At 33.9% G+C, this 25,163-nt stretch carries 19 protein-coding genes and 1 tRNA gene; 19 read left to right on the plus strand and 1 reads right to left on the minus strand.

Annotation, left to right across the window (positions count from 1 at the left end):
• Window position 1 precedes the first annotated feature (1 nt).
• The 13 genes from cobI (at window position 2) to cobN (ending at window position 17,015) form a co-directional block, all read left to right on the plus strand.
• A complete protein-coding gene (gene cobI, locus D1818_RS17235) occupies window positions 2-706 on the plus strand; it encodes a precorrin-2 C(20)-methyltransferase (protein WP_233558516.1) in 705 nt (234 codons plus the stop codon).
• The gene (gene cobJ / locus D1818_RS17240; RefSeq protein WP_118460208.1) at window positions 703-2,079 is read left to right on the plus strand and encodes a precorrin-3B C(17)-methyltransferase; all 1,377 of its coding nucleotides are present in this window, start codon (window positions 703-705) and stop codon (window positions 2,077-2,079) included. Before cobI ends, cobJ begins: the two co-directional genes overlap by 4 nt.
• Window position 2,080: 1 nt before the next feature.
• Window positions 2,081-2,722: a 5,6-dimethylbenzimidazole synthase gene (bluB, locus tag D1818_RS17245; protein ID WP_118460209.1), complete on the plus strand. Its 642-nt coding sequence runs from the start codon at window positions 2,081-2,083 to the stop codon at window positions 2,720-2,722.
• Window positions 2,723-3,919, plus strand: a complete 1,197-nt coding sequence (gene cbiE / locus D1818_RS17250) for a precorrin-6y C5,15-methyltransferase (decarboxylating) subunit CbiE (RefSeq protein ID WP_118460210.1) — start codon at window positions 2,723-2,725, stop codon at window positions 3,917-3,919.
• A gap of 3 nt (window positions 3,920-3,922) precedes the next feature.
• Window positions 3,923-5,764, plus strand: a complete 1,842-nt coding sequence (cobM, locus tag D1818_RS17255; RefSeq protein ID WP_118460211.1) for a precorrin-4 C(11)-methyltransferase — start codon at window positions 3,923-3,925, stop codon at window positions 5,762-5,764.
• A gap of 185 nt (window positions 5,765-5,949) precedes the next feature.
• Complete coding sequence (gene cobK / locus D1818_RS17260) at window positions 5,950-6,705, plus strand: precorrin-6A reductase (protein ID WP_118460212.1); 756 nt, start codon at window positions 5,950-5,952, stop codon at window positions 6,703-6,705.
• Window positions 6,702-7,787: a cobalt-precorrin-5B (C(1))-methyltransferase CbiD gene (gene cbiD, locus D1818_RS17265; RefSeq protein ID WP_118460213.1), complete on the plus strand. Its 1,086-nt coding sequence runs from the start codon at window positions 6,702-6,704 to the stop codon at window positions 7,785-7,787. The genes cobK and cbiD overlap by 4 nt, the downstream gene beginning before the upstream one ends.
• On the plus strand, window positions 7,784-8,500 hold the full coding sequence (locus D1818_RS17270) for a hypothetical protein (RefSeq protein ID WP_118460214.1): 717 nt from the start codon (window positions 7,784-7,786) through the stop codon (window positions 8,498-8,500). The genes cbiD and D1818_RS17270 overlap by 4 nt, the downstream gene beginning before the upstream one ends.
• Window positions 8,497-10,167, plus strand: coding sequence for an AAA family ATPase (locus D1818_RS17275; protein ID WP_118460215.1), 1,671 nt, complete (start codon window positions 8,497-8,499; stop codon window positions 10,165-10,167). Before D1818_RS17270 ends, D1818_RS17275 begins: the two co-directional genes overlap by 4 nt.
• Window positions 10,164-11,480 carry a cobyrinate a,c-diamide synthase gene (locus D1818_RS17280; RefSeq protein WP_118460216.1) on the plus strand — a complete coding sequence of 439 codons (1,317 nt, stop codon included), beginning with the start codon at window positions 10,164-10,166 and terminating at the stop codon, window positions 11,478-11,480. Before D1818_RS17275 ends, D1818_RS17280 begins: the two co-directional genes overlap by 4 nt.
• The gene (locus D1818_RS17285) at window positions 11,477-12,064 is read left to right on the plus strand and encodes a cob(I)yrinic acid a,c-diamide adenosyltransferase (protein ID WP_118460217.1); all 588 of its coding nucleotides are present in this window, start codon (window positions 11,477-11,479) and stop codon (window positions 12,062-12,064) included. Before D1818_RS17280 ends, D1818_RS17285 begins: the two co-directional genes overlap by 4 nt.
• Window positions 12,065-12,130: 66 nt before the next feature.
• Entirely contained in the window at window positions 12,131-13,210 is a 1,080-nt protein-coding gene (gene cobW / locus D1818_RS17290) for a cobalamin biosynthesis protein CobW (protein WP_118460218.1), read from the plus strand.
• Between the two features lie 58 nt (window positions 13,211-13,268).
• Window positions 13,269-17,015 carry a cobaltochelatase subunit CobN gene (gene cobN, locus D1818_RS17295; RefSeq protein ID WP_118460219.1) on the plus strand — a complete coding sequence of 1,249 codons (3,747 nt, stop codon included), beginning with the start codon at window positions 13,269-13,271 and terminating at the stop codon, window positions 17,013-17,015.
• A gap of 128 nt (window positions 17,016-17,143) precedes the next feature.
• Here cobN and D1818_RS17300 read toward each other — a convergent pair.
• Window positions 17,144-17,216, minus strand: a tRNA-Phe gene (locus D1818_RS17300).
• A gap of 187 nt (window positions 17,217-17,403) precedes the next feature.
• Between D1818_RS17300 and D1818_RS17305 the strand changes: the two genes are divergently transcribed.
• The 6 genes from D1818_RS17305 (at window position 17,404) to D1818_RS17335 (ending at window position 25,159) form a co-directional block, all read left to right on the plus strand.
• Window positions 17,404-18,135 (plus strand): type III pantothenate kinase, encoded by a 732-nt coding sequence (locus D1818_RS17305; RefSeq protein ID WP_118460220.1) that lies wholly within the window; start codon window positions 17,404-17,406, stop codon window positions 18,133-18,135.
• Entirely contained in the window at window positions 18,132-19,376 is a 1,245-nt protein-coding gene (locus D1818_RS17310) for a hypothetical protein (protein WP_118460221.1), read from the plus strand. The genes D1818_RS17305 and D1818_RS17310 overlap by 4 nt, the downstream gene beginning before the upstream one ends.
• Before the next feature lie 16 nt (window positions 19,377-19,392).
• The gene (locus D1818_RS17315; protein WP_118460222.1) at window positions 19,393-20,763 is read left to right on the plus strand and encodes a M48 family metallopeptidase; all 1,371 of its coding nucleotides are present in this window, start codon (window positions 19,393-19,395) and stop codon (window positions 20,761-20,763) included.
• Window positions 20,763-21,320: an LPS export ABC transporter periplasmic protein LptC gene (gene lptC, locus D1818_RS17320; RefSeq protein ID WP_118460223.1), complete on the plus strand. Its 558-nt coding sequence runs from the start codon at window positions 20,763-20,765 to the stop codon at window positions 21,318-21,320. The genes D1818_RS17315 and lptC overlap by 1 nt, the downstream gene beginning before the upstream one ends.
• Window positions 21,321-21,523: 203 nt before the next feature.
• Window positions 21,524-22,792 carry a hemolysin family protein gene (locus D1818_RS17330; RefSeq protein ID WP_118460225.1) on the plus strand — a complete coding sequence of 423 codons (1,269 nt, stop codon included), beginning with the start codon at window positions 21,524-21,526 and terminating at the stop codon, window positions 22,790-22,792.
• Window positions 22,793-23,083: 291 nt separating this feature from the next.
• On the plus strand, window positions 23,084-25,159 hold the full coding sequence (locus D1818_RS17335; RefSeq protein WP_118460226.1) for a peptidylprolyl isomerase: 2,076 nt from the start codon (window positions 23,084-23,086) through the stop codon (window positions 25,157-25,159).
• Window positions 25,160-25,163 lie beyond the last annotated feature (4 nt).

Genomic DNA, 25,163 nt, shown 5'->3' on the forward strand with positions numbered 1-25,163 from the left:
GATGGGTCGAATATACGGAGTGTCTTTAGGACCTGGTGATGCCGATTTAATTACCCTAAAAGGTTTAAAAGCATTACAACAAGCTGATAAAATCTATTATCCAGGATCCTTATTTAAAGATGGTAGAAAATCGAGTTATTCGTTATCTATTTTAAATCAATATGATTTAGATGTAGAGAAACTGAAAGGTTTTTATCTAAAAATGGATTTAGAAAGAGCCCAGGCAAAAACAATTTACGAGACTACATTTCAACAAATAGTGAAGGATTATAAGAAAGGTTTATCTGTTGCAATTGTTAGCGAAGGCGATATTAGCACCTTTAGTTCTTTTTCATATGTATTAGAAAAAATAAAGGAGCATAAATTACCTATAAATTTAATTCCTGGTATTACATCGTATCTGCATTTAGCTTCAGAAAGTGAAATACCATTGTGCCTACAAAACGAAAAAGTGGTAGTAATTCCTAGAGTACAAACAAGAGGAGAGTTACAAGAAGCTATTGATAATTTTGATACTGTGGTTTTGATGAAGATAAAATCGGTTATGGATAGTATTACTGAGGTAATCGATACAAAAAAGCATAGTATTACTTATGCGGAGTGTTTGGGGACGGATAAACAATTTATTACCAGTAATTGGGCAATAGCAAATAAAAGAGAGATCCCTTATTTTTCTCTGCTCATTATTAAAAAACAAGCCTTATGAAAATAACAGTTGCAGGCTTAGGTCCTGGAGATATCAATTATATGTTGCCTGTGGTTAAGAATGCCTTAGAAAAAGCAGATGTAGTTATTGGGTACGATTATTATTTTCAATTTGGAGCATCACTTTTTAGAGAAGAAGCAGAGCTCATTTCAATGCCTTTAGGACAGGAAGAAGCAAGAGCACATAAAGCTATTGAAAAAGCGAATGAAGATAAATATGTAGTCGTTATTGGTTCTGGGGATGCTAGTATTTATGCTATGGCAGCTATTGTTTATGAAGTGGTGTCAAAAGAAAAGCATACGGATATTGAACTGGAAACCTTACCGGGCGTTTCTGCTTTCTTAGCATCTGGCAGTAAATTAGGTGCACCTTTGGGTCACGATTTTTGTTGTATTTCTTTATCAGATTTAATGACGCCTTGGAACAAAATAGAGCAAAGAATTAAAGCTGCTGCTACTGGGGATTTTGTGACAAGTTTATATAATCCAAGGAGTAAAAAAAGACATTGGCAACTAGGTAGATTACAAAAAATATTTTTAGAAGAGCGCTCTCCTAATACACCTGTTGCGATTATAAGACATGTTACACGACCAGAAGAAGAACTTAAAATTACCACCTTAGGAGAATTTAATCCTGAAGATGTAGATATGTTTTGTTTGGTGATGATTGGGAATTCGCAAACCTACCGTTTTAAAGACTATTTGGTAACGCCGCGAGGGTATTTGAACAGAAAACCACATACTGGGAAAGAAATCCAACAAGAGAGTTTTAGAATTGTTACGGAGCATATTACCGATTTACCCTTTTCTATTTCGGATAAATGGGCAATAACCAGAGTGATTCATACCACAGGAATTTTAGAAGATTTTAATCATTATTCGGCAACATCAGAAGCTATTGAAAATTGGCACAATCATCTTAAGAACGGAGGAGAGATTGTTACCGATGTTACCATGGTAAAAGCTGGAATCACAAAAGCTTTTACTGCAGCATACGGAAATCAAATACATTGTTTATTAAATGATGAAGATGCGCAGTTATTAGCAAAATCAGCAAACATTACACGTTCCCAAGCGGGAATTAGAAAAGCTATTGAGATGTATCCTAATGCTTTATATGTTGTTGGAAATGCTCCTACCGCATTGTTTGAAATTGTAGAACAATTAAGAGAAAACACAACTTTTAAACCTGTTGGAGTTATTGGTGTACCTGTTGGTTTTGTAAATGTGTTAGAAGCAAAAGAACAGTTATCTCAAATTACTACTACTGATTGGGTAATTGTAAAAGGAAACAGAGGTGGTAGCAATGTTGCCGCTGCTATTGTAAATGCCGCTTTTACACTACCCGAAGCTTCAAACTATTTTAAACCTTAAGATGAGCAAATTTACTTCAGAACATATAGATACTCTAGAAAAGATAATTCTTGCACGTAGAGATGTGAGAGGAAACCGTTTTATAGATACGCCTGTTTCTCAAAAAGATTTAGATAAGATTTTATTTGCAGGAGTAAATGCACCTTCGGTTGGGTTTTCGCAACCTTGGGAGTTTGTTATTATTAAAGATGTAGTCACTAGAATTAAAATAAAAGAAAGTTTTTTTGAAGAAAATGAAAAGGCAAAAGAACTGTTTAAAGAAAAAAAAGCGGAGGCCTATACTCAATTAAAGTTGGAAGGTATTATAGAATCGGATTTGAATATTGCTGTTTTCTATAAACCAAGCACCGATCCTACTTTAGGACAAACGACTATGAAGGAAGCAGGAGTGTATTCTGTGGTTTGTGCCATTCAAAATATGTGGTTAATGGCTAGAGCTTTAGACATTGGTTTAGGTTGGGTAAGTATTTTGGACCCAAATAAAATTAAAGCCATTTTAAACGCTCCTGAAGATAGACAGTTAATAGGTTATTTATGTTTAGGACACGTAGATAAGTTCTATGAGAGTCCAGAATTGGAACGTTTACAATGGGAAAAACGCAAGAACATAAGCGATGTAGTAATAAAAGAATCTTATCAATAAATGATAAAAACCACAGAACATATTGATTATTATTTGATTGGTATTAGTAATCATCCTACTCCTGTTTGGAATAGCGAAGTGCTACAATTAATTAAAGAATCATCTGTTTTTTCTGGTGGAAAACGTCATTATGAATTGGTACAATCATATTTACCTAAAAATCATAGGTGGATTGAGATTTCGGGAAAAATGGATGCTTTAATAGAACAATACAAAACGGTTGATGTTTCTATTGTTGTTTTTGCTTCGGGAGATCCTTTTTTCTATGGTTTCGGAAATACATTACAACGTTTATTACCTAACGGACAGCTCAAAGCTTTTCCCTATTTCAATAGTATTCAGTTACTTTGTCATAAAACGCAAACAAATTACAATGTATTAAAATCAATATCGGTTCACGGTAGAGACTGGTCAGCTTTAGATGAAGCATTAATCAATAGAAATGAATTGATTGGTGTTTTAACAGATGACAAAAAAACACCAGCAGTAATAGCGAAACGTATGTTACAATATGGTTTTGACAATTATTCAATTACTATTGGTGAATCTTTAGATGGTGATGATGAACGTATTGAACAACTTGATATATCCACTTGTTCAATCAAAATACATCATAGATTAAATTGTGTGTTATTAAAACGGATAAGATCTAAGGAAAAACTGTTTGGTATTCCTGATGCTGCTTTTATTCCTTTAGAGAATCGAGCGAATATGATTACCAAAATGCCCATCCGTTTAAGTACCATTAATGCATTAGCATTACAAGATCAACGTGTTTTTTGGGATATAGGTTCTTGCACAGGCTCTGTAGCTATTGAAGCAAAACAACATTTTCCGCATATAAATGCAATAGCTTTCGAAAAACGAACTGAATGCAGGACTATTATCCAACAGAACACCGAACGTTTAGGAACACCAGGTATTGAAATTGTAATTGATGATTTCTTTAATATTAATTTAAAAAACTATCCTAGGCCTGATGTTGTTTTTATTGGTGGACACGGAGGTCGTTTAAAAGAATTAATTCAAACCGTTTATCAATTAAATCCGGAAGTTCGATTTGTAACTAATGCGGTAAGAGAAAGTAGTAGCATCGTATTCATTTCAGTACTTACGAAGTTAAAATATACGATTAGCACGAATACCATACAGTTAAACGAACACAATACAATTAGCATTCACATCGCAGAAAAATAATACATGAAAAAAATATCCATAATAGCAGTTACTGAAAAAGGCCTTGAAAAAGCCCTTGTTATTCAGAAAGAATTTCCAAAATCGGTGGTCATAACTACGTTATCATCCACTAATGGAAATGTGTCTACCATTAACTCTATTTCGAACTATTTAAATGAAAATTTCACAAAATTAGATGGTATTTGTTTTGTTACTGCATTAGGTATTTGTGTACGACTAATTGCACCATATATTCAAGATAAAAATAGTGACCCAGCTGTGGTCTCGGTAGATGATTTAGGATTAAATGTTCAATCAGTATTGAGTGGTCATAAAGGTGGTGCAAATGATTTTACTTCGAAAATTGCAGCAGTTTTAGGAGCAAAACCTATTATATCTACTTCGAGTGATGTACAAAACATTTGGGCATTAGATACGCTAGGTACTCAATTTGATTGGCAAGTGGAAAGTTCATTGTCTATGCACAAAACGATGGCGCTTTTTGTAAATAATAAACCCACTGCCTTACTGTTAGATATTAAAGATAAAGGAACAAAGTATTTAGAAAAAACAGTTCCGGATTTTGTTACTGTTTTTTATAGGGAAGCAGATATTGATTACGCACAGTTTAAATTATTTATAGTTGTAAGTTACAAAGTATACGATGTGAATATTCCGAGTTTGTTGTATGTTCCAAAAGTACTTTCGATAGGTTCAGGGTGTTCTAAACAGTTAGATTCAGTGCTGTTTGAAACCACTTTAAAAGAAGAATTACGACGTAGAAACATTCACTTTTCGGCCATTAAAAACTTTGGTTCTATTGATATCAAAGCAAAGCAGCAAGCGTATTTGGACTTCAGTAACAATAACAGGATTCCTTTTAGCACATTTACGGCTGATGAAATAAATACGATTACGGTACCTAATCCAAGTGAAGTTGTACAATTTAAAATTGGTGTACACGGTGTTTCAGAATCTACAGCAATGTTACTTTCTGGAAATAAAAATGTAGTAATTGAAAAACAGAAAATCCATTTAGATAACGGAGAGAAGTTTACATTTTCTGTAGCATTAGATACAAAAGCCGGACGTAGAACTGCTATTGCTATTATTGGGGCTGGACCTGGAGATGAGGAACTCATAACAGTAAAGGGAAAACAATATTTAGAAGAAGCCGATTGTGTATTATATGCAGGTAGTTTAGTGCCAGAAGAAATGACCAGTTGGTGCAAACCAGGTGCGGTGGTTAGAAATTCTGCAATGATGACTTTAGAAGAGCAAGTGTCTATCATGCAAGAACATTATAAAAAAGGAAATTCAATTGTACGTTTACAATCTGGTGACCCTTCTTTATATGGCGCTATCCAAGAACAGATGACCATTTTTGACGAGTTGGGGATGGATTATTTTATTGTACCAGGAATTTCTGCATTTAGCGCAGCAGCAGCAGTTTTAAAATCAGAATTTACAATTCCAGAAGTGGTACAGTCTATTGTATTAACGCGTGGTGAAGGCAAAACACCAATGCCTTCTAAAGAAAGTATTTCGGCATTTGCAGCAACGAATGCTACTATGTGTATCTTTTTAAGTGCTGGAATTGCTAAAAAAGTAGAAGCGCAATTATTAGAACATTTTGATGCCGATACTCCTGTAGCAGTTATGTACAGAATATCGTGGAAGGATGAAGAAATTTTTCAGGGAAAATTAGAGAATCTTGCTGAAATTGTTAAGAAAAGCAAGAAAACAAGAACTGTATTGATTGTCGTAGGCCATGCCATTGACGCACGTAAGAACAGGTCACAATTATACAGCCCGGAATGGAAGCATATTTTTAGAACCAATAAGAAATTTGTCGTAACAGAATAGTATGATTTATGGATAAGAAATTCGCATACGTCAGTTCGAGTGGTTTTTCCGAAGCGATAGCGGAGAAAAATTGTATCGAGAACATTTCGATAAGAGAATGACTTCTCGATACAAATTTCACTCATTGAAATCGTGAAATTCACTCGAAGTGACACTATTTTATATAAAAAATTAAAAGAAGAATAATGATACTTGTATTTGGAGGAACAACAGAAGGTAAAAAAACAGCCACTTTATTAGAAAGTATGGCCTTGTCTTTTGTGTATTCTACAAAAACAAATATCTCTTTTAAAACAACTAAGATTGCTAGTTACAGACACGGTGCGTTAGATGAGCAACAATTAGAAAAATATATCATTAAGAATGATATAGAAATGATTGTAAATGCTTCTCATCCATTTGCAGAACTATTGCACGATACTATAGCTAAAGTGGCAGAACGTTTACAAATTCCTGTTATACGATTTGGACGACAATTACTTCCTAAAACTGAAAATTCATTGGTCAGTTATGTGAATTCTTATAATGAAGGTGTAGCCATATTAAAAGAAAATCAAAGGGTATTAGCCTTAACCGGAGTGCAATCGATTAAAAGATTAGCACCTTGGTGGCAAAAAAACACTACGTATTTTAGAATATTAAACAGACCTGAGTCACTAGCGATTGCAGCAGAAAGTGATTTCCCTAAAGAACAATTGATTTTAGGGTTACCATCTTCCAATTTGAAAAAAGAAATTGAGGTGATTAAAACGCATCAGATCGATGTTATTTTAACTAAAGAAACAGGAAATAGTGGGTTTTTAAGCACAAAAATTGAAGCAGCTTTAAAAGCAGATGTGCAAATCATTATTATCAAGCAACCAAAAATACCAATGTATTTTAAGGTGGTATATAATACTTCAGCCTTGGAATTATTAATCTCTAAAACGATTGTAGTATGAGTTTGAGAAAAATTCCAAAAGGGCCTTTAAGAGATGGATTTACTACTGGTACTTGCGCTACTGCTGCCGCTAAATCAGGTTTAAAGGCTATTATTCATCAGAAAAAAAATAAAGCTGTTAACGTATACTTACCTATAGATAAAATACTCGAAATACCTATCCATCATTGCGAGTTTACAGAAAGCACATCCAATTGCTCAGTAATTAAAGATGCTGGAGATGATCCTGACGTTACCAATGGGGCAGAGATAGGTTGTATGCTAAAATTAACGCAGGAAAAAGGTATTCAGTTTATTGCAGGAGAAGGTGTTGGCACGGTTACGCTTAAAGGTTTAGAATTGGCTATTGGAGAGCCTGCCATTAATCCTGTTCCAAGAAAAATGATAGCTAGCGCTCTTCAAAAATTATTACACGATTACGATTTAGAGTGCGGTGTATCGGTTACTGTGTATGTTACTGATGGGAAAAAATTAGCCAAACGAACACTTAATGAGCGGGTTGGTATTATGAATGGGATTTCTATTTTAGGAACCACCGGAATTGTAAAACCCTATTCCGCTTCATCTTATATAGCAAGTATAGAGCAAGGAATTGATGTTGCAGTGGCAAATAAGGTAACAGAGTTGGTTATTAATTCTGGTGCCAGAAGCGAAAAGTTCCTGTCAAAAAAATTTAATCATTTACCAGAGCAAGCTTTTATTCATTATGGGAATTGGATAGGAGAAACTCTCAATAAAATTAATCAATCACCGATAGAAAAGGTAAGTATTGGGATTATGCTAGGCAAGGCTGTAAAACTAGCAGGTGGAGTTACCGATACGCATAGCTGTGTCTCTAGTTGGAATAAAGATTTTGTAGTAGAATTAGCGCAAAAAGTTGGTTATGAGGATGCAGATAAAATCAAATCCTTAAATATGGCTGGACGGTTGATTGAATTATTTGATTTTGAGCAAGACGCTCCTTTTTTTCAGTTGCTATTAAAACATTGTTATCAACATACGCATGTGAAAATTAAACAGGTAACACTCGATATTTACCTTATTCATAAAAACGGAACATTTATTAAATATAATAAAAAATGACTTTTACTTCTTTGATTAGACCTTTGATGGCGGGAATTTTACACTCTTTTGAGCCAGATCACGTAACAGCAGTTTCTGTGCTAGCTACTGAGAATGCCATTAATAAAAAAAAGGTAAGCTTTAAATCGGTATTCAAAGCTTCTCAATGGGCATTTGGTCATTCCGTAACCTTGTTACTGTTTGGAGGAGTTGCATTATTTTTTAAGAGTATAACTTCTTTAGTAATAAATGATATTTCTTTTTATGCAGAATTAGCTGTCGGTCCAATTATGATTTGGTTAGGGATCGTAGCAATCAGAAGGAATCATGCTATTAATGAAATGGTAAAAGTCCATAAAAAGATTGAACCTCACGAACACGAACTTTCGAATCCAATTCATTTACACGGAACCCAAGGAGAAGAAATTGCTGTAAATCCAATGAATAAATCTTTTTGGATTGGTATGTTGCATGGGTTGGCAGGCACAGGAGGTGCATTAACATCTGCACTAGTTTTAAGTAGCGCAACTATAACTGATGCTTTTTTTATACTAGCTGTAGAATCTTTAGGAATTATTGTAGCAATGGCGGTATATAGTTATGTTTTGATTGTTGTGATGAGTCGTTTTTTAGAACGTAATCTAGCAATTTTCAAGTGGATGAATGGTCTTGCAGGAGTAGCTTCGATAATTATAGGATTGATATGGATCTATAATAATAGTATGGTATTATGATACAAGACGAAAAACAAATCAATTTTCCGTTTTCAGCGATTGTTGGTCAAGATGATTTTAAGCTAGCACTTATATTAAATTTGGTTGATCCTCTTATTGGAGGAGTATTAGCTATTGGTGATAAAGGAACCGGAAAAACCACGCTCATTAGATCGCTAACAAATCTAATGAGTACTGAACAATCTTTTCCCTTTATTAATTTACCTATTGGTGTTTCTGAAGACAGACTTATCGGAAATATCGATTTAGAACAATTGATTAATGCTAAGAAAGAAGTTGTTAACTTAGGTTTAATGGCACAAGCACACCAAGGTGTTTTGTATGTAGATGAGGTGAACTTACTACAAGATTACCTTACAGACATTTTATTAGATGCAGCTGCTTCAGGTAGTTATTATGTAGAGCGCGAAGGCATGTCTCGTTATTTTAAAAGTCAATTTTGTTTAGTTGGTTCTATGAATCCTGAAGAAGGAAATGTAAGACCACAGCTTAAAGATCGTTTTGGATTAAGCGTACATATTACAACTCCTAGAGAGCTGGCAGTGCGTCAAAAAATTATCAAACAACGTTTTGAGTTTGATGATAACCCTGTAGAGTTTGTCGCTAATTATAAAAATAAAGATGAAGATATAGCGATGCAAATAGAAAGGGCTAAAAAGAATTTAAAATCCATAAAAATAAATGATTCAATTATAGAATATTGTAGTGCATTGGCTGTTCAGCATCAAGTAGAAGGTTTACGTGCAGATATTTTATTACTGAAAACTGCAAGAGCTTATGCTTCTTATTGGAATCAATCAGAAGTTACTACAGAAGACGTAGATAAAATTGCCGATTTTGTATTGAACCATAGAAGTTCGAATCAGCATCAGAACCAGAAACAACCGAATCAAAACGAAAACGAGCAATCAAAAGAATCCCCTTCAAATGAAACGCTTTCTAAAGAAGAAAAAACACATATTCTAAGTCCATTAAACGAATTTAGAAAACCAAAAGACATAGCTACGAATACAATTGATAACGGTGCAAATTCAATTCAAAATAATCAAGGAAATGTTACTGCTATCGATACAAAAAAGACGATAAGTCAATATATAGCGACAGATAAATTTGAATTAAAAACAAAAAGGAAAAGTAATCTTTTGAAGAAGCATCATATCTTTTTGATAGATTCTAGTGGCTCTATGATGAAAGATGAAATTATAGCATATGCTAAAGGTATCGTACATAAAATAGCTGAACAGTCGAAAAAACAACATACGCAATTCTCTATTGTTTCTTTATTTGATGGAGAAGCACAACATATTTTAAATCAAACAGGAATTTTAAAAGAAATTGAAACGGCATTAATAGATCTTAAAACTGGAGGTAAGACCAATTTAATAGCTGGTTTTAAAAAAATAAAAGGAATTTGTTCAGATATAGCATTTCATCATCACCTTCATATTATTACAGATGGGAAATTAAATGCGGAACATACTTTAGAAGATATAGTACTTGCTTTTCAGACGTATTGCAAAGGAATACATATCAATCAAATAATTGATGCAGAAAAAGGAATGGTAAAAATTGGAGTTGCTCAAGAATTTGCGAAGCGTATTCAAGCTAATTATGAAATTTTAATGAGGACAACAGTTTCTGAAAGCCCAAAATATACCAAAGGATGAGCAGACAATTTATTATAGCTGCTCCAAGTAGTAATGCAGGTAAAACAACTGTTACTTTAGGATTATTACGGTTGCTTAAACGAAAAGATGTTGATGTACAGTCTTTTAAAGTTGGTCCGGATTATATTGATCCAAAATTTCACGAATTGGCTAGTGGAAGAATAGGAGTCAATTTAGATCTATTTATGATGGATCAAAATGAAATTAACACTAGTTTAAATTTCTATGGCCAGCATGCTGAAATTAATTGCATAGAAGGCGTGATGGGGTTGTTTGATGGTGCTAAAAAAGATACAGGGAGCACGGCCGAAATGGCAAAGAAATTACAAACTCCTGTTTTATTAGTAGTCGATGGAAAAGCAGTTGCGTATTCTGTGGCACCGTTGATTCAAGGTTTTGTGAATTTTGATAAGGAGGTGAAAATCATGGGAGTTGTTTTTAATCGAGTAGGCTCCGAAAGACATTATACAATGCTTAAAGAAGCTTGCGAAGACATCAACGTAAAATGCTTTGGATATGTATCAAATTTGAAAAATATTGAAATTCCATCAAGACACTTAGGGTTAAACATACGCGACATTGAAAAATTTGATAGTGTTATTGATCAAATTGCTACTGAATTAGATAAAACAGTGGATTGGAAAGCTATTTTAGAAGCCTCCAAACAAGTAGCGCCAAAAGTTAGTTCAGAAAAGAAACCAATAGACAACAAGAACATAAAATTTGCAGTCGCCAAAGACGAGGCTTTTAATTTTATATATCCTCAGCATATTACAGTAATGCAAGAGGTAGGCGAAGTCATCTATTTTAGCCCTATACACGATGAGATGCTTCCTGATTGTGATTTTATCTATTTGCCTGGGGGTTATCCAGAATCTTATTTAAGAGAATTGTCTAGCAATACAAAAATGCTTTCTAGTATTAAAGAATTTGCTCAAAATAATGGTCAGATCTATGCAGAATGTGGTGGAATGATGTATTTAGGGAAATCTATGATATCTGAAGATAATGAAGCTTTTGTAATGGTGAATTATTTTGATTTTGAATCTTCTATGGCGAATAAAAAACTGCATTTAGGGTATCGTACTACTAGAATTAATGAGGTTGTTTATAAAGGACACGAATTCCATTATTCTAGTTTAATAAACGATACAGAAACAACCATAAAGGCAGGAATTACAAATGCAAGAGGTGGTGACACAACCACTAAAATTCATAAAAAAAATAAAGTAATGGCTTCTTATGTACATCATTATTTTGGTACACCAGAAAAACTGTTACAACTGATTAACGAAATAGATAACAGCATATGAAAATTTACACAAGAAAAGGAGACAAAGGAACTACCGGTGTTTTCGGAGGAAAAAGAACCTATAAAAATTCCGCACGAATTGAATGTATCGGAACCTTGGATGAGGTAAATTCTACCATTGGGTTATTACGTGCTAAATTAGGGAATGATCACGAATGGCAACCTAATTTACATCGTATTCAAAAAGATATGATGAATATCATGTCGCATTTAGCACGGCCATCAGATTCTAAAAAAGAAAATCCGAATCCAGAACCTAAAGATGGCGCTGAATTTTGTGAGCAGTGGTTAGACGAAATGGAAGATAGTATCAGTTCGCCATCGGATTATTTTTTGTTGCCAGGAGGGAACGAAATCTCTGCACTTTGTCATGTGTGTAGAACACAAATACGACGTGGAGAAAGAACCTTGGTTACCTTAATGCAAGAAGATCCTGAGTCTGTTCACGATTATATTATGAGTTACGTAAATCGGATGTCTGATTTATTTTTTACCATGGCTAGAGCAGAAATGGATAAGCACGGTGTTGCAGAAGAAAAATGGAACTTGTTTTTATATAAAAGAAAGAAGAAAACAACAACATAGTATTACGAATACAATATTAATAATGTAAACATACAATTCATCAGTAAGAACTTATAATTTAAAGAAATGAATAAAATACCAATTACCATAGTTACTGGATTTTTAGGCGTAGGAAAAACGACTTTAGTGCATAATATGTTAAAGAACGCCAACGGAAAACGCATTGCTGTTTTGGTAAATGAATTTGGAGAAGTAGATGTAGATGGACAATTGATAGCTTCATCAGAATGTGGCGACGAGGATTGCAACTTAGTACAATTACCTAACGGATGTATTTGTTGCACTGTACAAGAAGAGTTTTTACCGTCTATGCTACAACTGTTAGAACGCAAAGAAGAAATTGACCATATTGTTATAGAAACCTCTGGTTTGTCTATGCCTAAACCTTTAGTAAAGGCTGTAAATTGGCCAGATTTAAAACCTCATATTACTATAGACTCTGTAATTACTGTGGTAGATGCTGTTGGAATAGCTACAGGAGAAATTTGTGATAGAGAGCGTGTGCAAGCGCAACGTTTAGCGGATGATACGTTAGATCACGAAACACCTATTGAAGAATTGTTTTTGGACCAATTATCGTGTGCTGATTTAGTTTTGGTAAGTAAAAGAGATTTGGTGGATGATGAAAATTTTTCAACCATTACTAAAATAGTCACTGAGAAAGCAAGATCAAATACTAAAATTGTTCCTATTGTAAAAGGAGAATTAGACAATGTTATTTTATTGGGTATTGGAGCTTCTGCAGAAGATGATGTGGATAACCGTCATTCTATTCACGAAGAGCATCATAAACAGGGACATCACCACCATCATAATGATGATATAAAAACGGTTTTATTAGAATATCCCGAAACAGCAGATATTAAAGGGTTAGTTAACGATTTAAAAGCATTAGTAGAGCAACACGAAATTTATAGAATTAAAGGTTTTGTAAATATTCCTAACAAATCAATGCGTATGGTGTTACAAGGTGTAGGCGCACGTTTTGATTATTATTTCGAAAGACCGTGGGGAGCTAATGAAGCTCGTAAAACAAGTTTAGTGGTTATTGGTAAAAACATAGAACTGACTGATGATAATGAAATAAAAAGTCATTCACATCACCACGATCATGAGCACGGACATTCGCATTCATATTCTCATTAATAAATAGTTTACAATACTACTAAAACAATAGTATTTAGGTTTACTAAAATCATAAAAAGTGCATTTAATATCTACAATACCAGGCGGCTGGAACCCTAATGATGAAGGTGTGTTCTATATAGATCAATCTCCAGGAGACATTGTTTTTTTGTCTTCGGCAGATTCTGATTTATTTATGATGAATAATGCTTATAAATTAATTCATAACGCAGTAGAAAATACATCTTCTTTTCGGTTTGCAAATCTTAGTTATTTCAAGCAAGAATTAACGATAGACACCTATATTGATGAGGTTATTTCATCAGCAAAAATAGTGGTGTTAAAATTGTTAGGAGGAAAAGCCTATTATAATTATTTGTGTAAAGCGGTTACCGAATGTTGCGAAGAAAACGATATTCAATTATTGTTTTTACCTGGTGATAATAAACCGGATTTAGAATTGATGCAATCTTCTAATATTCCGTTAAAAGATGTAGATTTAATCTGGAAGTACATACAAGCTGGTGGTATTGAAAATTGCCAAGCTGCTTTACAATTAATTAGCAATAGAATTACAGATGCAACAGTAATACCTAATGCTATTAAAACCATTCCTGATTTATTTTTATATCACCCTGTAGCAGGAATTTACAATACACAAACATCACCAGCAACAAAAAAGCAAGCCATTATTTTTGGGTATCGCAGTTATTATCTATCCAATAATTTAGCACCTATTCATGCGATCATTGATGCCTTAGCTGCACAAGGAATCGATGCTGTTGTTGTAATGGCAGCAGGATATCGTGAACAAGATATCGAAAAACAAATTTTTAGTTTGTTGCAATTTCATCAAATAACAAAACCTAAAATCATTATTAATACCACAGGTTTTAGTGTGCAAGGTTTTCATGATACCACACAAAGTTTGTTTGATGCGTTTAACGTACCCGTTATTCAAGCTATTATGGGAAGCTGTAATCGAGAAAGTTGGCTCGAAGGAAATTTTGGGCTGCCACCTACCGATATCGCAATGAATATAGCTTTGCCAGAAGTGGATGGTAAAATTATATCGAAAGTCATTTCGTTTAAAGAATCCAAAGAAAAGGATACACTTACAGATTCTGAAATAGTTTCTTATGTGCCTAATGTAGAGGGTTGCCAGTTTGTTGCTGAAATGGCCAAAGCTTGGGTAAACTTGCGTCGAAAAACAAATGCAGAGAAAAGAATTGCATTAGTTTTGCCTAATTATCCTAATAATAATAGTCGTTTGGCTAATGGTGTGGGGTTAGATACTCCACAAAGCACCTTGCAAATTTTAGCGCAATTGGCTCTTGAAAACTATGTATTAGCACCTGATTTTCCTAAAACAACCAAAGAGTTAATAGATAAATTAACTAACTCGGTTACGAATAGTTTAGAGACGATTAATACGTTAAATGAGCGCCATGCTATAAAATTAGAAGAAGCTGTTTTTTATCAATATTATAATCAACTATCAAAAACACTTCGAGATACCATAGAAGCACAATGGGGAAATCCAAATGAGTCTCCTAATTATCAAAAAGGATATTTTTTAATTCCAGGATTTATTTCTGAAAACGTATTGGTAAGTATTCAACCAAGTAGGGGTTATAATTTAGACTTACAGGCAAGTTATCATTCACCAGATTTGCCACCACCACCGGCATATTTAGCTTATTATATTTGGTTACAACATTATTTTAAAGCCGATGCTTTAGTGCATATTGGTAAACATGGAAACTTAGAATGGTTACCCGGAAAAAGTGTAGCATTAAGTAAAGAAACTTGTTTTCCTGCTGCTATTCTAGGAGCGATTCCTCACTTTTATCCTTTTATTATTAATGATCCTGGAGAAGGAACGCAGGCAAAAAGAAGAAATCAAGCGATTATATTGGATCATTTGATACCGCCAATGACACGCGCAGAGAATTATGGTGACTTACTAAAATTAGAACTTTTAATTGATGAGTTTTATGAATCTGCTTTAGTAGATAAAAGGAGAGCCTCATTAATTAAAAATAAAATAGAAACACTAGTTAATGAAACCCATCTTAAAAGTGATTTAAATCAAGATGGAAAAGACATCGATGCTTTATTAGAGGTTATTGATGGATATTTATGTGAACTGAAGGAATCTCAAATTAGAGGAGGATTGCATATTTTAGGAATGTTACCTAGACAAGAAAAATTAGTGGATTTAATTGTTGCTTTACATCGATTGTCACAAGGTAATTTAAAAGGAATAACACAATGTTTAGCTGAGGATTTACAACTGAATTTTGATCCGATAGATGTTTCTTATGCGGATCGTTTTGAAAAAGAAATTTTCGGTATTTTATGTCGTACATATGGTCAAGCAGTTGAGCTTCTGGAGAACAAAGCTAAAAACCTTGTCAGTCAATTGGTAAGTAATAATCAAAACGAAAACATAGGTGAATATACACAAGAAATATTAGCCTATATAAAACAATATACATTGCCTGTTTTACACAAAACAAGAAATGAAATTACACATTTAATTAAAGGATTAAACGGGCAATACATTCCTGCTGGTGGATCTGGTGCTCCAACAAGGGGGCGGTTAGATATTTTACCTACCGGACGGAACTTTTATTCTGTAGATGTACGTACTGTCCCTTCAGAAGCTGCATATCAATTAGGAACAAAGAGTGCTCAGAATATAATTGACCGCTATTTACAAGAGAATGGTGAATACCCAACTTCTATAGGTTTATCAGTTTGGGGAACTTCTACAATGCGCACCAGTGGTGATGATATTGCACAGGCTTTGGCTTTAATAGGAGTAAAACCCGTTTGGCAAGGAAGCAACAGAAGAGTTAAAGATTTTATAGTACTTTCTACCTTAGAATTGAAAAGACCTAGAGTAGATATAATGTTACGTATTTCTGGTTTTTTTAGGGATGCGTTTCCTGATTTAATTTCCTTATTTAATTCCGCTGTTGAAAAAGTAGCTTCTTTAGATGAAACTGATGAACAAAACCCTATAAAAAAACGTTTTAATGAAGAAAAACAACAATGGCGAGAAGAAGGACTAGATAAAAAGCAGGCTAATGAAAGAGCTTTGTATCGTGTGTTCGGATCGAAACCGGGAGCATATGGAGCTGGACTACAAGGGTTAATTGAAGGGAAAAACTGGACAACTTCAGATGATTTAGCGCAAGCATACATCAATTGGAGTGGTTATGCGTATTACGGAAAAAATAATAGTGGAAAATCTGCACACGAAACCTTTAAAAAACGATTGTCGAATATAGAAGTCGTGATGCAAAATCAAGATAATAGAGAACACGATATATTAGACTCTGATGATTATTACCAATTTCAAGGAGGAATGACAGCTGCGGTGAATACCGTAAAAGGAAGTCAGCCAGAAACTTATTTTGGAGACCATTCAAGACCTGAAAACCCGAAGGTAAAATCATTAAAAGAAGAGTTGCTAAAAGTATTTCGCTCAAGAGTCGTAAATCCTAAATGGATGCAAGGTATGCAAGAACATGGTTACAAAGGTGCTTTCGAAATGGCAGCTACTATGGACTACCTTTTTGCTTATGATGCTACTACTAATTTAATAACCGATTTTATGTATGAGCAAATTACGGATGCTTATTTGTTTGATGAGCAAAACAAATCTTTTATATCAGCACATAATCCTTGGGCATTAAAAGATATGTCGGAACGTATGTTAGAGGCCATTCAAAGAGGTATGTGGGAGAATCCTTCAGAAGAAACTGTAGATCAATTAAAAGAGATTTATAAAAATTCGGATGCTATCATAGAATGAAATTCAACGAAAAAACTTAAAAAAAATAAAAAATGAAGTTAGAAATAGAGCTTTGCTAAAAGTCAAATAATTGAAAATCATTTTTTTAATGCATAAAAAAACCCGAACATTTGTTCGGGTTTTTAAGGTGGTGCCTCCAGGAATCGAACCAGGGACACAAGGATTTTCAGTCCTTTGCTCTACCAACTGAGCTAAGGCACCTTGCTGTAAGCGGATGCAAATATATAACGCTTTTTTTAATCCTCAAAAGAAAAATTTAAAAAAATCGTTTTGTACTTTTGCAAATTCACAATTAAAGTATGTAACGGTCTGTAATATTTAATGTTGTAAATAATAAATTATTATTACGAATTGTACTTGCCTCTATAAAAACACTAAATAAGGACAGATGAATCTGGTTATTGATGTCGGTAATACCTCTATAAAAATTGGCGTTTTTCTAGAGACTTCCATGATTCATAAAGAAACCTTGAAGTCAGAAAATTTTAACAACGTAATACAAAAGGTTAGAAATGGTTATCCATTAATAAAACGGAGTATACTATCTTCTGTTTCGAATATTAAGGAAGAAGATGTTATTCTTCTCAAAAGCTTATTTGATGTATCAGTTTTGGATCACACCCTGATGATGCCTTTTAAAAACTTATATGCTACACCAACAACGTTGGGTGTAGATAGATTAGCTTTAGTAGCTGCATCTGTTCATCAGTTCCCTGCAAAGGACGCGTTAATAATAGATGCAGGAACGTGTATTACTTATGATTTTAAAAATAAAAAAGAAGAATATTTAGGTGGAGCCATCGCGCCTGGTCTCAGATTAAGATATACGAGTTTAAATAGTTTTACTTCGAAATTACCCTTATTAGAACTTGAATCTCCAAAAAACCATATCGGAGATACTACAAATGAAGCGATACACTCTGGAGTTGTGAACGGTGTGTTATACGAAATTGAAGGGGCAATTGCAGAATATTGCAACACTTACCCCAATTTAACAGTTATTTTAACCGGAGGAGATGCACATTTTTTGTCTAAAAGATTAAAAAATAGCATATTTGCCACCTCTAATTTTTTATTGGAGGGACTAAATCACATTTTAGCTTTTAATAATAGTCAATGATAAAGAAGATTTTAGTAGTAATTCTGGTAATAGTTACCAGCGTATCTTATGCTCAGGAAGGCACTTCTTCACCCTATTCTTTTTTTGGAATAGGACTGCAGAAGTTTAAAGGAACAGTAGAAAATAGGTCGATGGGGGGATTGGGTATACTTACGGATAGTATTCACTTAAATCTTCAAAACCCTGCATCTTATGGAGAATTGGCATTAACAACTTATACATTAGGTGCTAATTATAATGGATTGAATCTTGACAATGCTGCAGGAGATGATTCTTATAAAGATAATGCATCATTGGATTATCTAGCCATTGGTATTCCGGCAGGTAAATTTGGTTTTGGTTTTGGAGTTATTCCTATCAGTTCTGTTGGATATCAAACGAATTCTTTTGATGCTGATGGGTTTGAAAATCAGTTCTTTGGAACTGGTGGATTGAATAGAGTGTTCGTTGCGGCAGGGTTCAAAGTTAACGAGAATTTAAGCGTAGGTTTGGATATTAATTATAACTTTGGTAATATAGAGAACAAGTCTATTAAACGAACGGACTTTGAATTTGAAAGTAGAAGAATTGATAATTCTGATCTATCAGGTGTCAGCCTTTCTTTTGGAATTGCTTATAATAAAATGATTTCAGAAAAATTAAAGTTGACCACATCGATTGTATCGACTCCTTCATTTAATTTAAATTCTGAAAATTCTGTAGAATTAGCAACGGTAACAATATTACCTAACGGAGCAGAAATCGTTAATAATAGGACGGAAGTAGAAACAGAAGATCAAAAATTAGACCTTCCAGCTGAGTTAAAAGTTGGAGCGGGAATTGGAGAGCCGAAAAAATGGTTTATTGGAGCTGAGTATATCTATCTTAATGCAAGTAGTTTTGAGAATAGATCTTTTGCTTCAGATAATGCAATATTTGAGAATGCTTCAAAAGTAAAATTAGGAGGGTATTACATCCCAAAATATAATTCGCTTACTAGCTACCTTAATAGGATTGTATATAGAGGAGGAGTAAGGTATGAAGAGACAGGTTTAAACATCAATGGACAGTCTATTAATGAGTTTGGCATATCTTTTGGAGTAGGATTACCAGTCGGAAGATTATTTTCTAATGCTAACATAGGTTTTGAGTTCGGTACAAGAGGAACAACAGACGCTGGTTTAGTAAAAGAAGAATTTTTTAATATATCATTAGGTCTATCTTTAAATGATAGATGGTTTAGAAAAGTGAAATTTAATTAACTACAATTATACAGCTATGAATACTAGAGTTTTACATACAATAGCGGCAGGATTAGTTTTAAGCGCTACAAGTGTTAGTGCTCAGGCTACTGACTGTGCGACTACGGCTTCAATAGCCTATGAACATGCTAAAGTAAAGAATTACGAGGCAGCAGAAGAGCCTTTATGGAAAGTAAGAAAAGAATGTCCTACGCACAGTGTTGCAACTTTTCAGTTTGGAAAAAAATTGCTAGAAAGCAAATATAAAAAAGCGACTGGAGCTGAAAAAGCAACTCTTGCAAATGAATTGATTGCGCTATGGAAAGAACGTTTTCAGTATTTTCCCGCAAAAACGAAAGTAGGAGACATGCATTCTGATATAGGTCAGATTATGTATGATAATAAGATAGGAACTGCGGATAATCAGTTTGTAGAATTTCATAAAGCATATACAGACGACAAAAACAATTTTAAGCGTCCTAAGAAACTATATACATATTTTTCTCTGTTAGTTGATTTGCAAGCGGCAGGTAAGAAAGAACTTCAGGATGTTTTCGATTTATACGATAATATCACAGAAAAGATTGAAGACGAAGAGAGTAAAAAAGCAAAAACAATTGCGACGCTTTCTGAAAAAGAAGAATCAGGAGCTGCTTTAAGTTCTAAAGAAAAAAGAAACCTAAAAAATGCAGGTATAAACTTAAGAGCTTATAGTAAAGTAAAAGGTGGAATTAATCAAAAGCTAGGTGAATTAGCAGATTGTAAAAACTTAATACCTCTTTACAATGGTCAGTTCGAAGGTAAAAAGGATGATATTAATTGGTTAAAAGGTGCGGCAGGTAGAATGTCTACAAAAGAGTGTACTGATGATCCATTATTCTTTAAGCTGGTAGAAGCATTACATAAAGCAGATCCATCAGCAAAATCAGCTTACTATTTAGGAATATTAGCTCTTAAGGATAAGAAAACATCTAAAGCCTTAGAATATTTCAACCAATCGGCACAGTTAGAAACAAAAGCTAGCGATAAAGCTAAAGTGTACTTTAGAATTGGAGAAGTAGTGAAAAAACAAGGTAATTATAGTAAAGCTAGATCTTACTATAAGAAAGCATTAGCGAATAAGCCTTCGTATGGAACTGCGTATCTTAGAATAGCAGCAATGATTGCTAAAAGTGCTAATAGTTGTGGAACTGATGTGTTTAGTAAAAGAGCAGTATATTGGTTAGCAGAGCGATATGCACGGAAAGCTGGTAAGGTAGATCCAAGTCTTAAAAAGACTGCTGCTGCAACTGCTGCTAATTATAAGGCAAAAGCGCCTTCTAAAACTGATATCTTTAATAACCCTGGAATTACTTCAGTGAAAATAGGATGTTGGATAGGTGAAACGGTAAAAGTACCGAAGCTATAATGCGAAAAAAGAATTTATATATATTACTAAACTTTGTCACAGCCTTTGCTGTGACATTGTTTTTTTCATGTCAATCAAATACATCAAATACAAATAACTACCTTGTAACAGAAGATGCTCCAATGGCCGAAGGCTACGAGCTGAATCTAAAATATACAGACTCAGGTAGACTTACTGCGATACTTAAAACACCAAAGGTAAAAGATTATACGAATAAGAATTTTGGGTATCAAGAATTTCCGGATGGTATTATTCTGGATATCATTGATAAAGATGGTAAGATTAGCGTAGTTAAGTCAGACTATGCGATTTATTATAAAGTAACAGGGCTTATCGATATGAGAGGAAATGTGGATATAAAGACAGCAGATAGTACGCATCTTATAGCACGTCAACTTTACTGGGATCAGAGTATAAACTGGGTTTTTACGGATCAGCCTTACAAAAGTATTCTTCCTGATGGTACTGTTAACGAAGCAGATGGTTTTGATGCTAATCAAGATTTTACTATATTGAATTCTCGGGTCAATGAAGGAATAATGTTCATCGAGGAATAATTTTATATGATGAAAATTTTTAGATTTTTTGAACTTGCATACCTTGCGATTATGTGTTTTTTCTTATACCAGGCGTATGAGGATTGGGGTAAGGAAGATAGTAGAAGTGTTTTATACTTGTGTTTTGCAGGGGTAGCAATTTTTATGTATTTCTTTAAAAGGAATTTCCGGAAAAGATTCGATGCCAATAACAAGGATACTTAATGGAACTACAAATTATCGTAATTGTACTTTCTGTTATTCTCTCCGCGTTTTTTTCTGGAATGGAGATTGCTTACATATCTTCCAATAAGATCCATATCGAAATAGAAAAAAAACAGGATGGATTTCTTTCGGGTATCCTGTCTCGGCTAACCAAAAAACCCTCAAAGTTTATTGCCACTATGTTGGTGGGTAATAATATTGCCTTGGTTGTCTATGGATTTTATATGGGCGAACTCTTAATGGGTTTTATTGAAGGTTATTATCCAGATATGGTCGGAAGTGTTAATCTTTTGCTGCAAACGATCATCTCTACTTTGGTTATATTGCTTACTGCAGAGTTTCTTCCTAAAGTATTTTTTCAAATTTATGCAAACACATTGCTGAAGTTTTTTTCATTTCCCGCCTATGTTTTTTACGTTGTTTTTTGGCCTATTTCATTTTTTGTTATTCGGATATCCGATTTTGTGTTAAAGAAATTTCTTAAGACGGATGGAGATGAGGTTCAGTTGGCATTTACGAAAACTGAATTAGGAGACTATATCAACGAGCAAATGGAAACGGTTGAAGAGCATGATGAGATCGATAGTGAGATTCAGATTTTTCAGAATGCACTTGATTTTTCTGATGTAAAATCTCGTGAAGTTATGATCCCGCGTACTGAGATTATTGCAATTGAAAAATCTCAGTCTTTGGAAGAAGTGAGTCAGCTTTTTATTGATACTGGTTTGTCCAAAGTACTAGTGTATAATGGTACTATTGACGATATAATAGGCTATGTACATTCCTTTGAATTGTTTAAAAAACCAAAATCAATAAGATCTATTTTACTTCCAGTGGTTTTTGTGCCAGAAACTATGTATGTGAAAGATGTGCTTAATCTTTTGACAAAAAAACACAAAAGTATTGCTGTAGTTATTGATGAATATGGCGGAACTAGTGGGATTATTACGGTAGAGGATATTGTAGAGGAGCTTTTCGGTGAGATTGAAGATGAACACGATTCTATTGATCTTATAGAGGAAAGATTAAAAGAAAATCATTATCGTTTTTCTGCTAGATTGGAAGTAGATTATATTAATGAAACCTATAAGTTGAATCTTCCCGAAAGTGAATATTATGAAACGCTTGGCGGAATGATTGTTAATCACACTGAGGAAATTCCAGAACAAGGCGATATTGTAAAAATAGATACAGTAACAATCGATATTATTGAGACTTCTAATACCAAAATCGAGATTGTAGAGCTACAGATATTATCAGAAGATTGATATTTATGTTTGTGGATTGTTTTTAGAGTATAGGTTAAAATTATTGTTTGGTATAACCGGTTATTTCTGGAAAAATATCACGTATTAGACTAATTAATTTTAAATCTTGTATTGTGTTTTGAATCAGCAAGATAGTGGTTTTTGTATGGTCGAAATTTCAATGAATTTAGACTTCTGAATATCTTCAAAAATAAAAAGCAAAAAAAGTTGTAAAGACTTTCTGTCTTTAATTGGTAATATTCTAATAAAATGGTATTTTCGCCCACTATATTTCAATAAATTAAACTTATAATGGCAGTTTTAAATAAAATCAGACAACGATCCGTTTTCTTAATTGTGATTATCGCATTAGCGCTTTTCTCATTTGTATTGGCGGATTTGATTCGAAATGGAGGAGCGATTTCTCAAAAAGCAGCAAACACAATTGCTACGATAAATGGGAAAGAAATCGATAGAACTGATTTTGCAAAAAAAGTTGAAGCAGCATCTAGAAATTTTGGACCCAATGGATCTAATATTCAGACTGTAAACTATGTTTGGAATCAGGAAGTTAGACAAATAGTTTTTGACGGACAGTTTGAAGAGCTTGGAATTAGAGCCGGTGCTGATGAAGTAAATAACTTATTAAGAGAGGGATTGGCTAATAATCCAACTTTCCAGAATGAAGCAGGTGTATTTGACAATGCAAAAATGCAAGAATATGTAGCTAGTATTAAGTCAAACCCTGTTGCTTATCAGCAATGGACAGATTACAAAATTTCTTTAGGTAAAGGAGCTTTAGAGCAAACATACCTTAATATGATTAAAGCAGGAGTAGGTGTTACACTTAAAGAAGGTGAGTTAGCATATAAAATGGAAAATGATGTAGTTGATATCAAGTATGTTCAACTTCCATTTTCTTCTATTGAAGATGCTGATGTAAATGTATCAGATGCAGAAATCCAGGCATATGTGGACAAACATCCGGAGTTGTATAAAGCAGAGGCTTCAAGAAATATGAGATATGTGTTCTTTAAAGAAGAGCCAAGCCAAGAAGATGAAGACGCATTAACGGCAGATGTTGCTAAAGTTATTCCAGAGTTCAAAACTGCTGAAAATATTGAAGAATTTATAAATGTAGATCAAAGTTCTGCCTTAAAATACGATGATCGTTTTGTGTTTAAAAAAGATTTACCAACAACTGTAGCGGATACATTATATAATGTACCAGTAGGTGAGGTGTTTGGACCTTATAAAGATGGGAAATTCATAAAAATATCTAAGGTTGTTGCTCAGACACAATTACACGATTCTTTAAAAGCAAGTCATATTCTTGTTTCTTGGAAAGGACTAGGTACAGCAGGCGACACAGAACGTACAAAAGAAGAGGCTAAAACACTTGCAGATAGTATACTGACTGTTGTTAAGTCTGATAAAACACAATTTTTAACACTGGCTAAAGATTTTTCTGCTGATACTTCTAATAAAGATAAAGGTGGGGATTTAGGTTATTTCTCTCCAGGAAGAATGGTGCCTGCGTTTAATGATTATATCGTTGATAATAATGTTGGTGATATGGGAGTTGTAGAAACTGCTTTTGGATATCACGTAATTACTATCGAGGACAAGAAAAATGAGCAGAAGGCTATAAAAGTAGCTACCGTGGCTCAAGAAATTGAAGCTAGTGAGAAGACAATAAATACTATTTTCACGGAAACTACCAAATTTCAGATTGCTACAAAAGATGCTGATTTTGCAGAGAAAGCTAAAGAAAGTGAATATGTTGTTCGTCCGGTGAATAAGATTAGTGAATTAGCGGAAAATATACCTGGATTAGGAACTCAGAGATCTATTGTACAATGGGCGTTTAATGAAGAGACTAAGATTGGAGAAGTAAAACGTTTTGATGTAACTGATGGATATGCCGTAGTACAGCTCACTGCTAAAGCTTCTAAAGGTATACAAAAAGTAGAAGATGCTAAGGCTTCTGTAAAACCAATTCTAATTAAAGAGAAAAAAGCAGAAATGCTTAAAAAGAAAATTGCTGGAAGTGCGTTAGCTGATATTGCTAAAAATCAATCTCAAACAGTGAAAACAGCATCAGCTTTAAATATGAAGACACCTACTATAAGTGGTGCTGGAACAGAACCGAAAGTGGTTGGAGCAGCATTTGCTTTAGAAACTGGCGGAGTTTCTGAGCCAATTGTAGGTAATAATGGAGTGTATGTAGTAGAAGTTACTAAGAAGACACCAGGAAGTGGATTGGATACGTATATGAGTTATGCAGCTCAGGAGTCTAAGACACAAGCTAATGCAGTTAATACTAGAGTGTTCAAAGCACTTAAGGAAGCTGCAGAAATAGAAGATAAAAGAGCTAATTTCTACTAGAAAA

This window comes from Aquimarina sp. BL5 (genome assembly GCF_003443675.1).
Classification (GTDB): domain Bacteria; phylum Bacteroidota; class Bacteroidia; order Flavobacteriales; family Flavobacteriaceae; genus Aquimarina.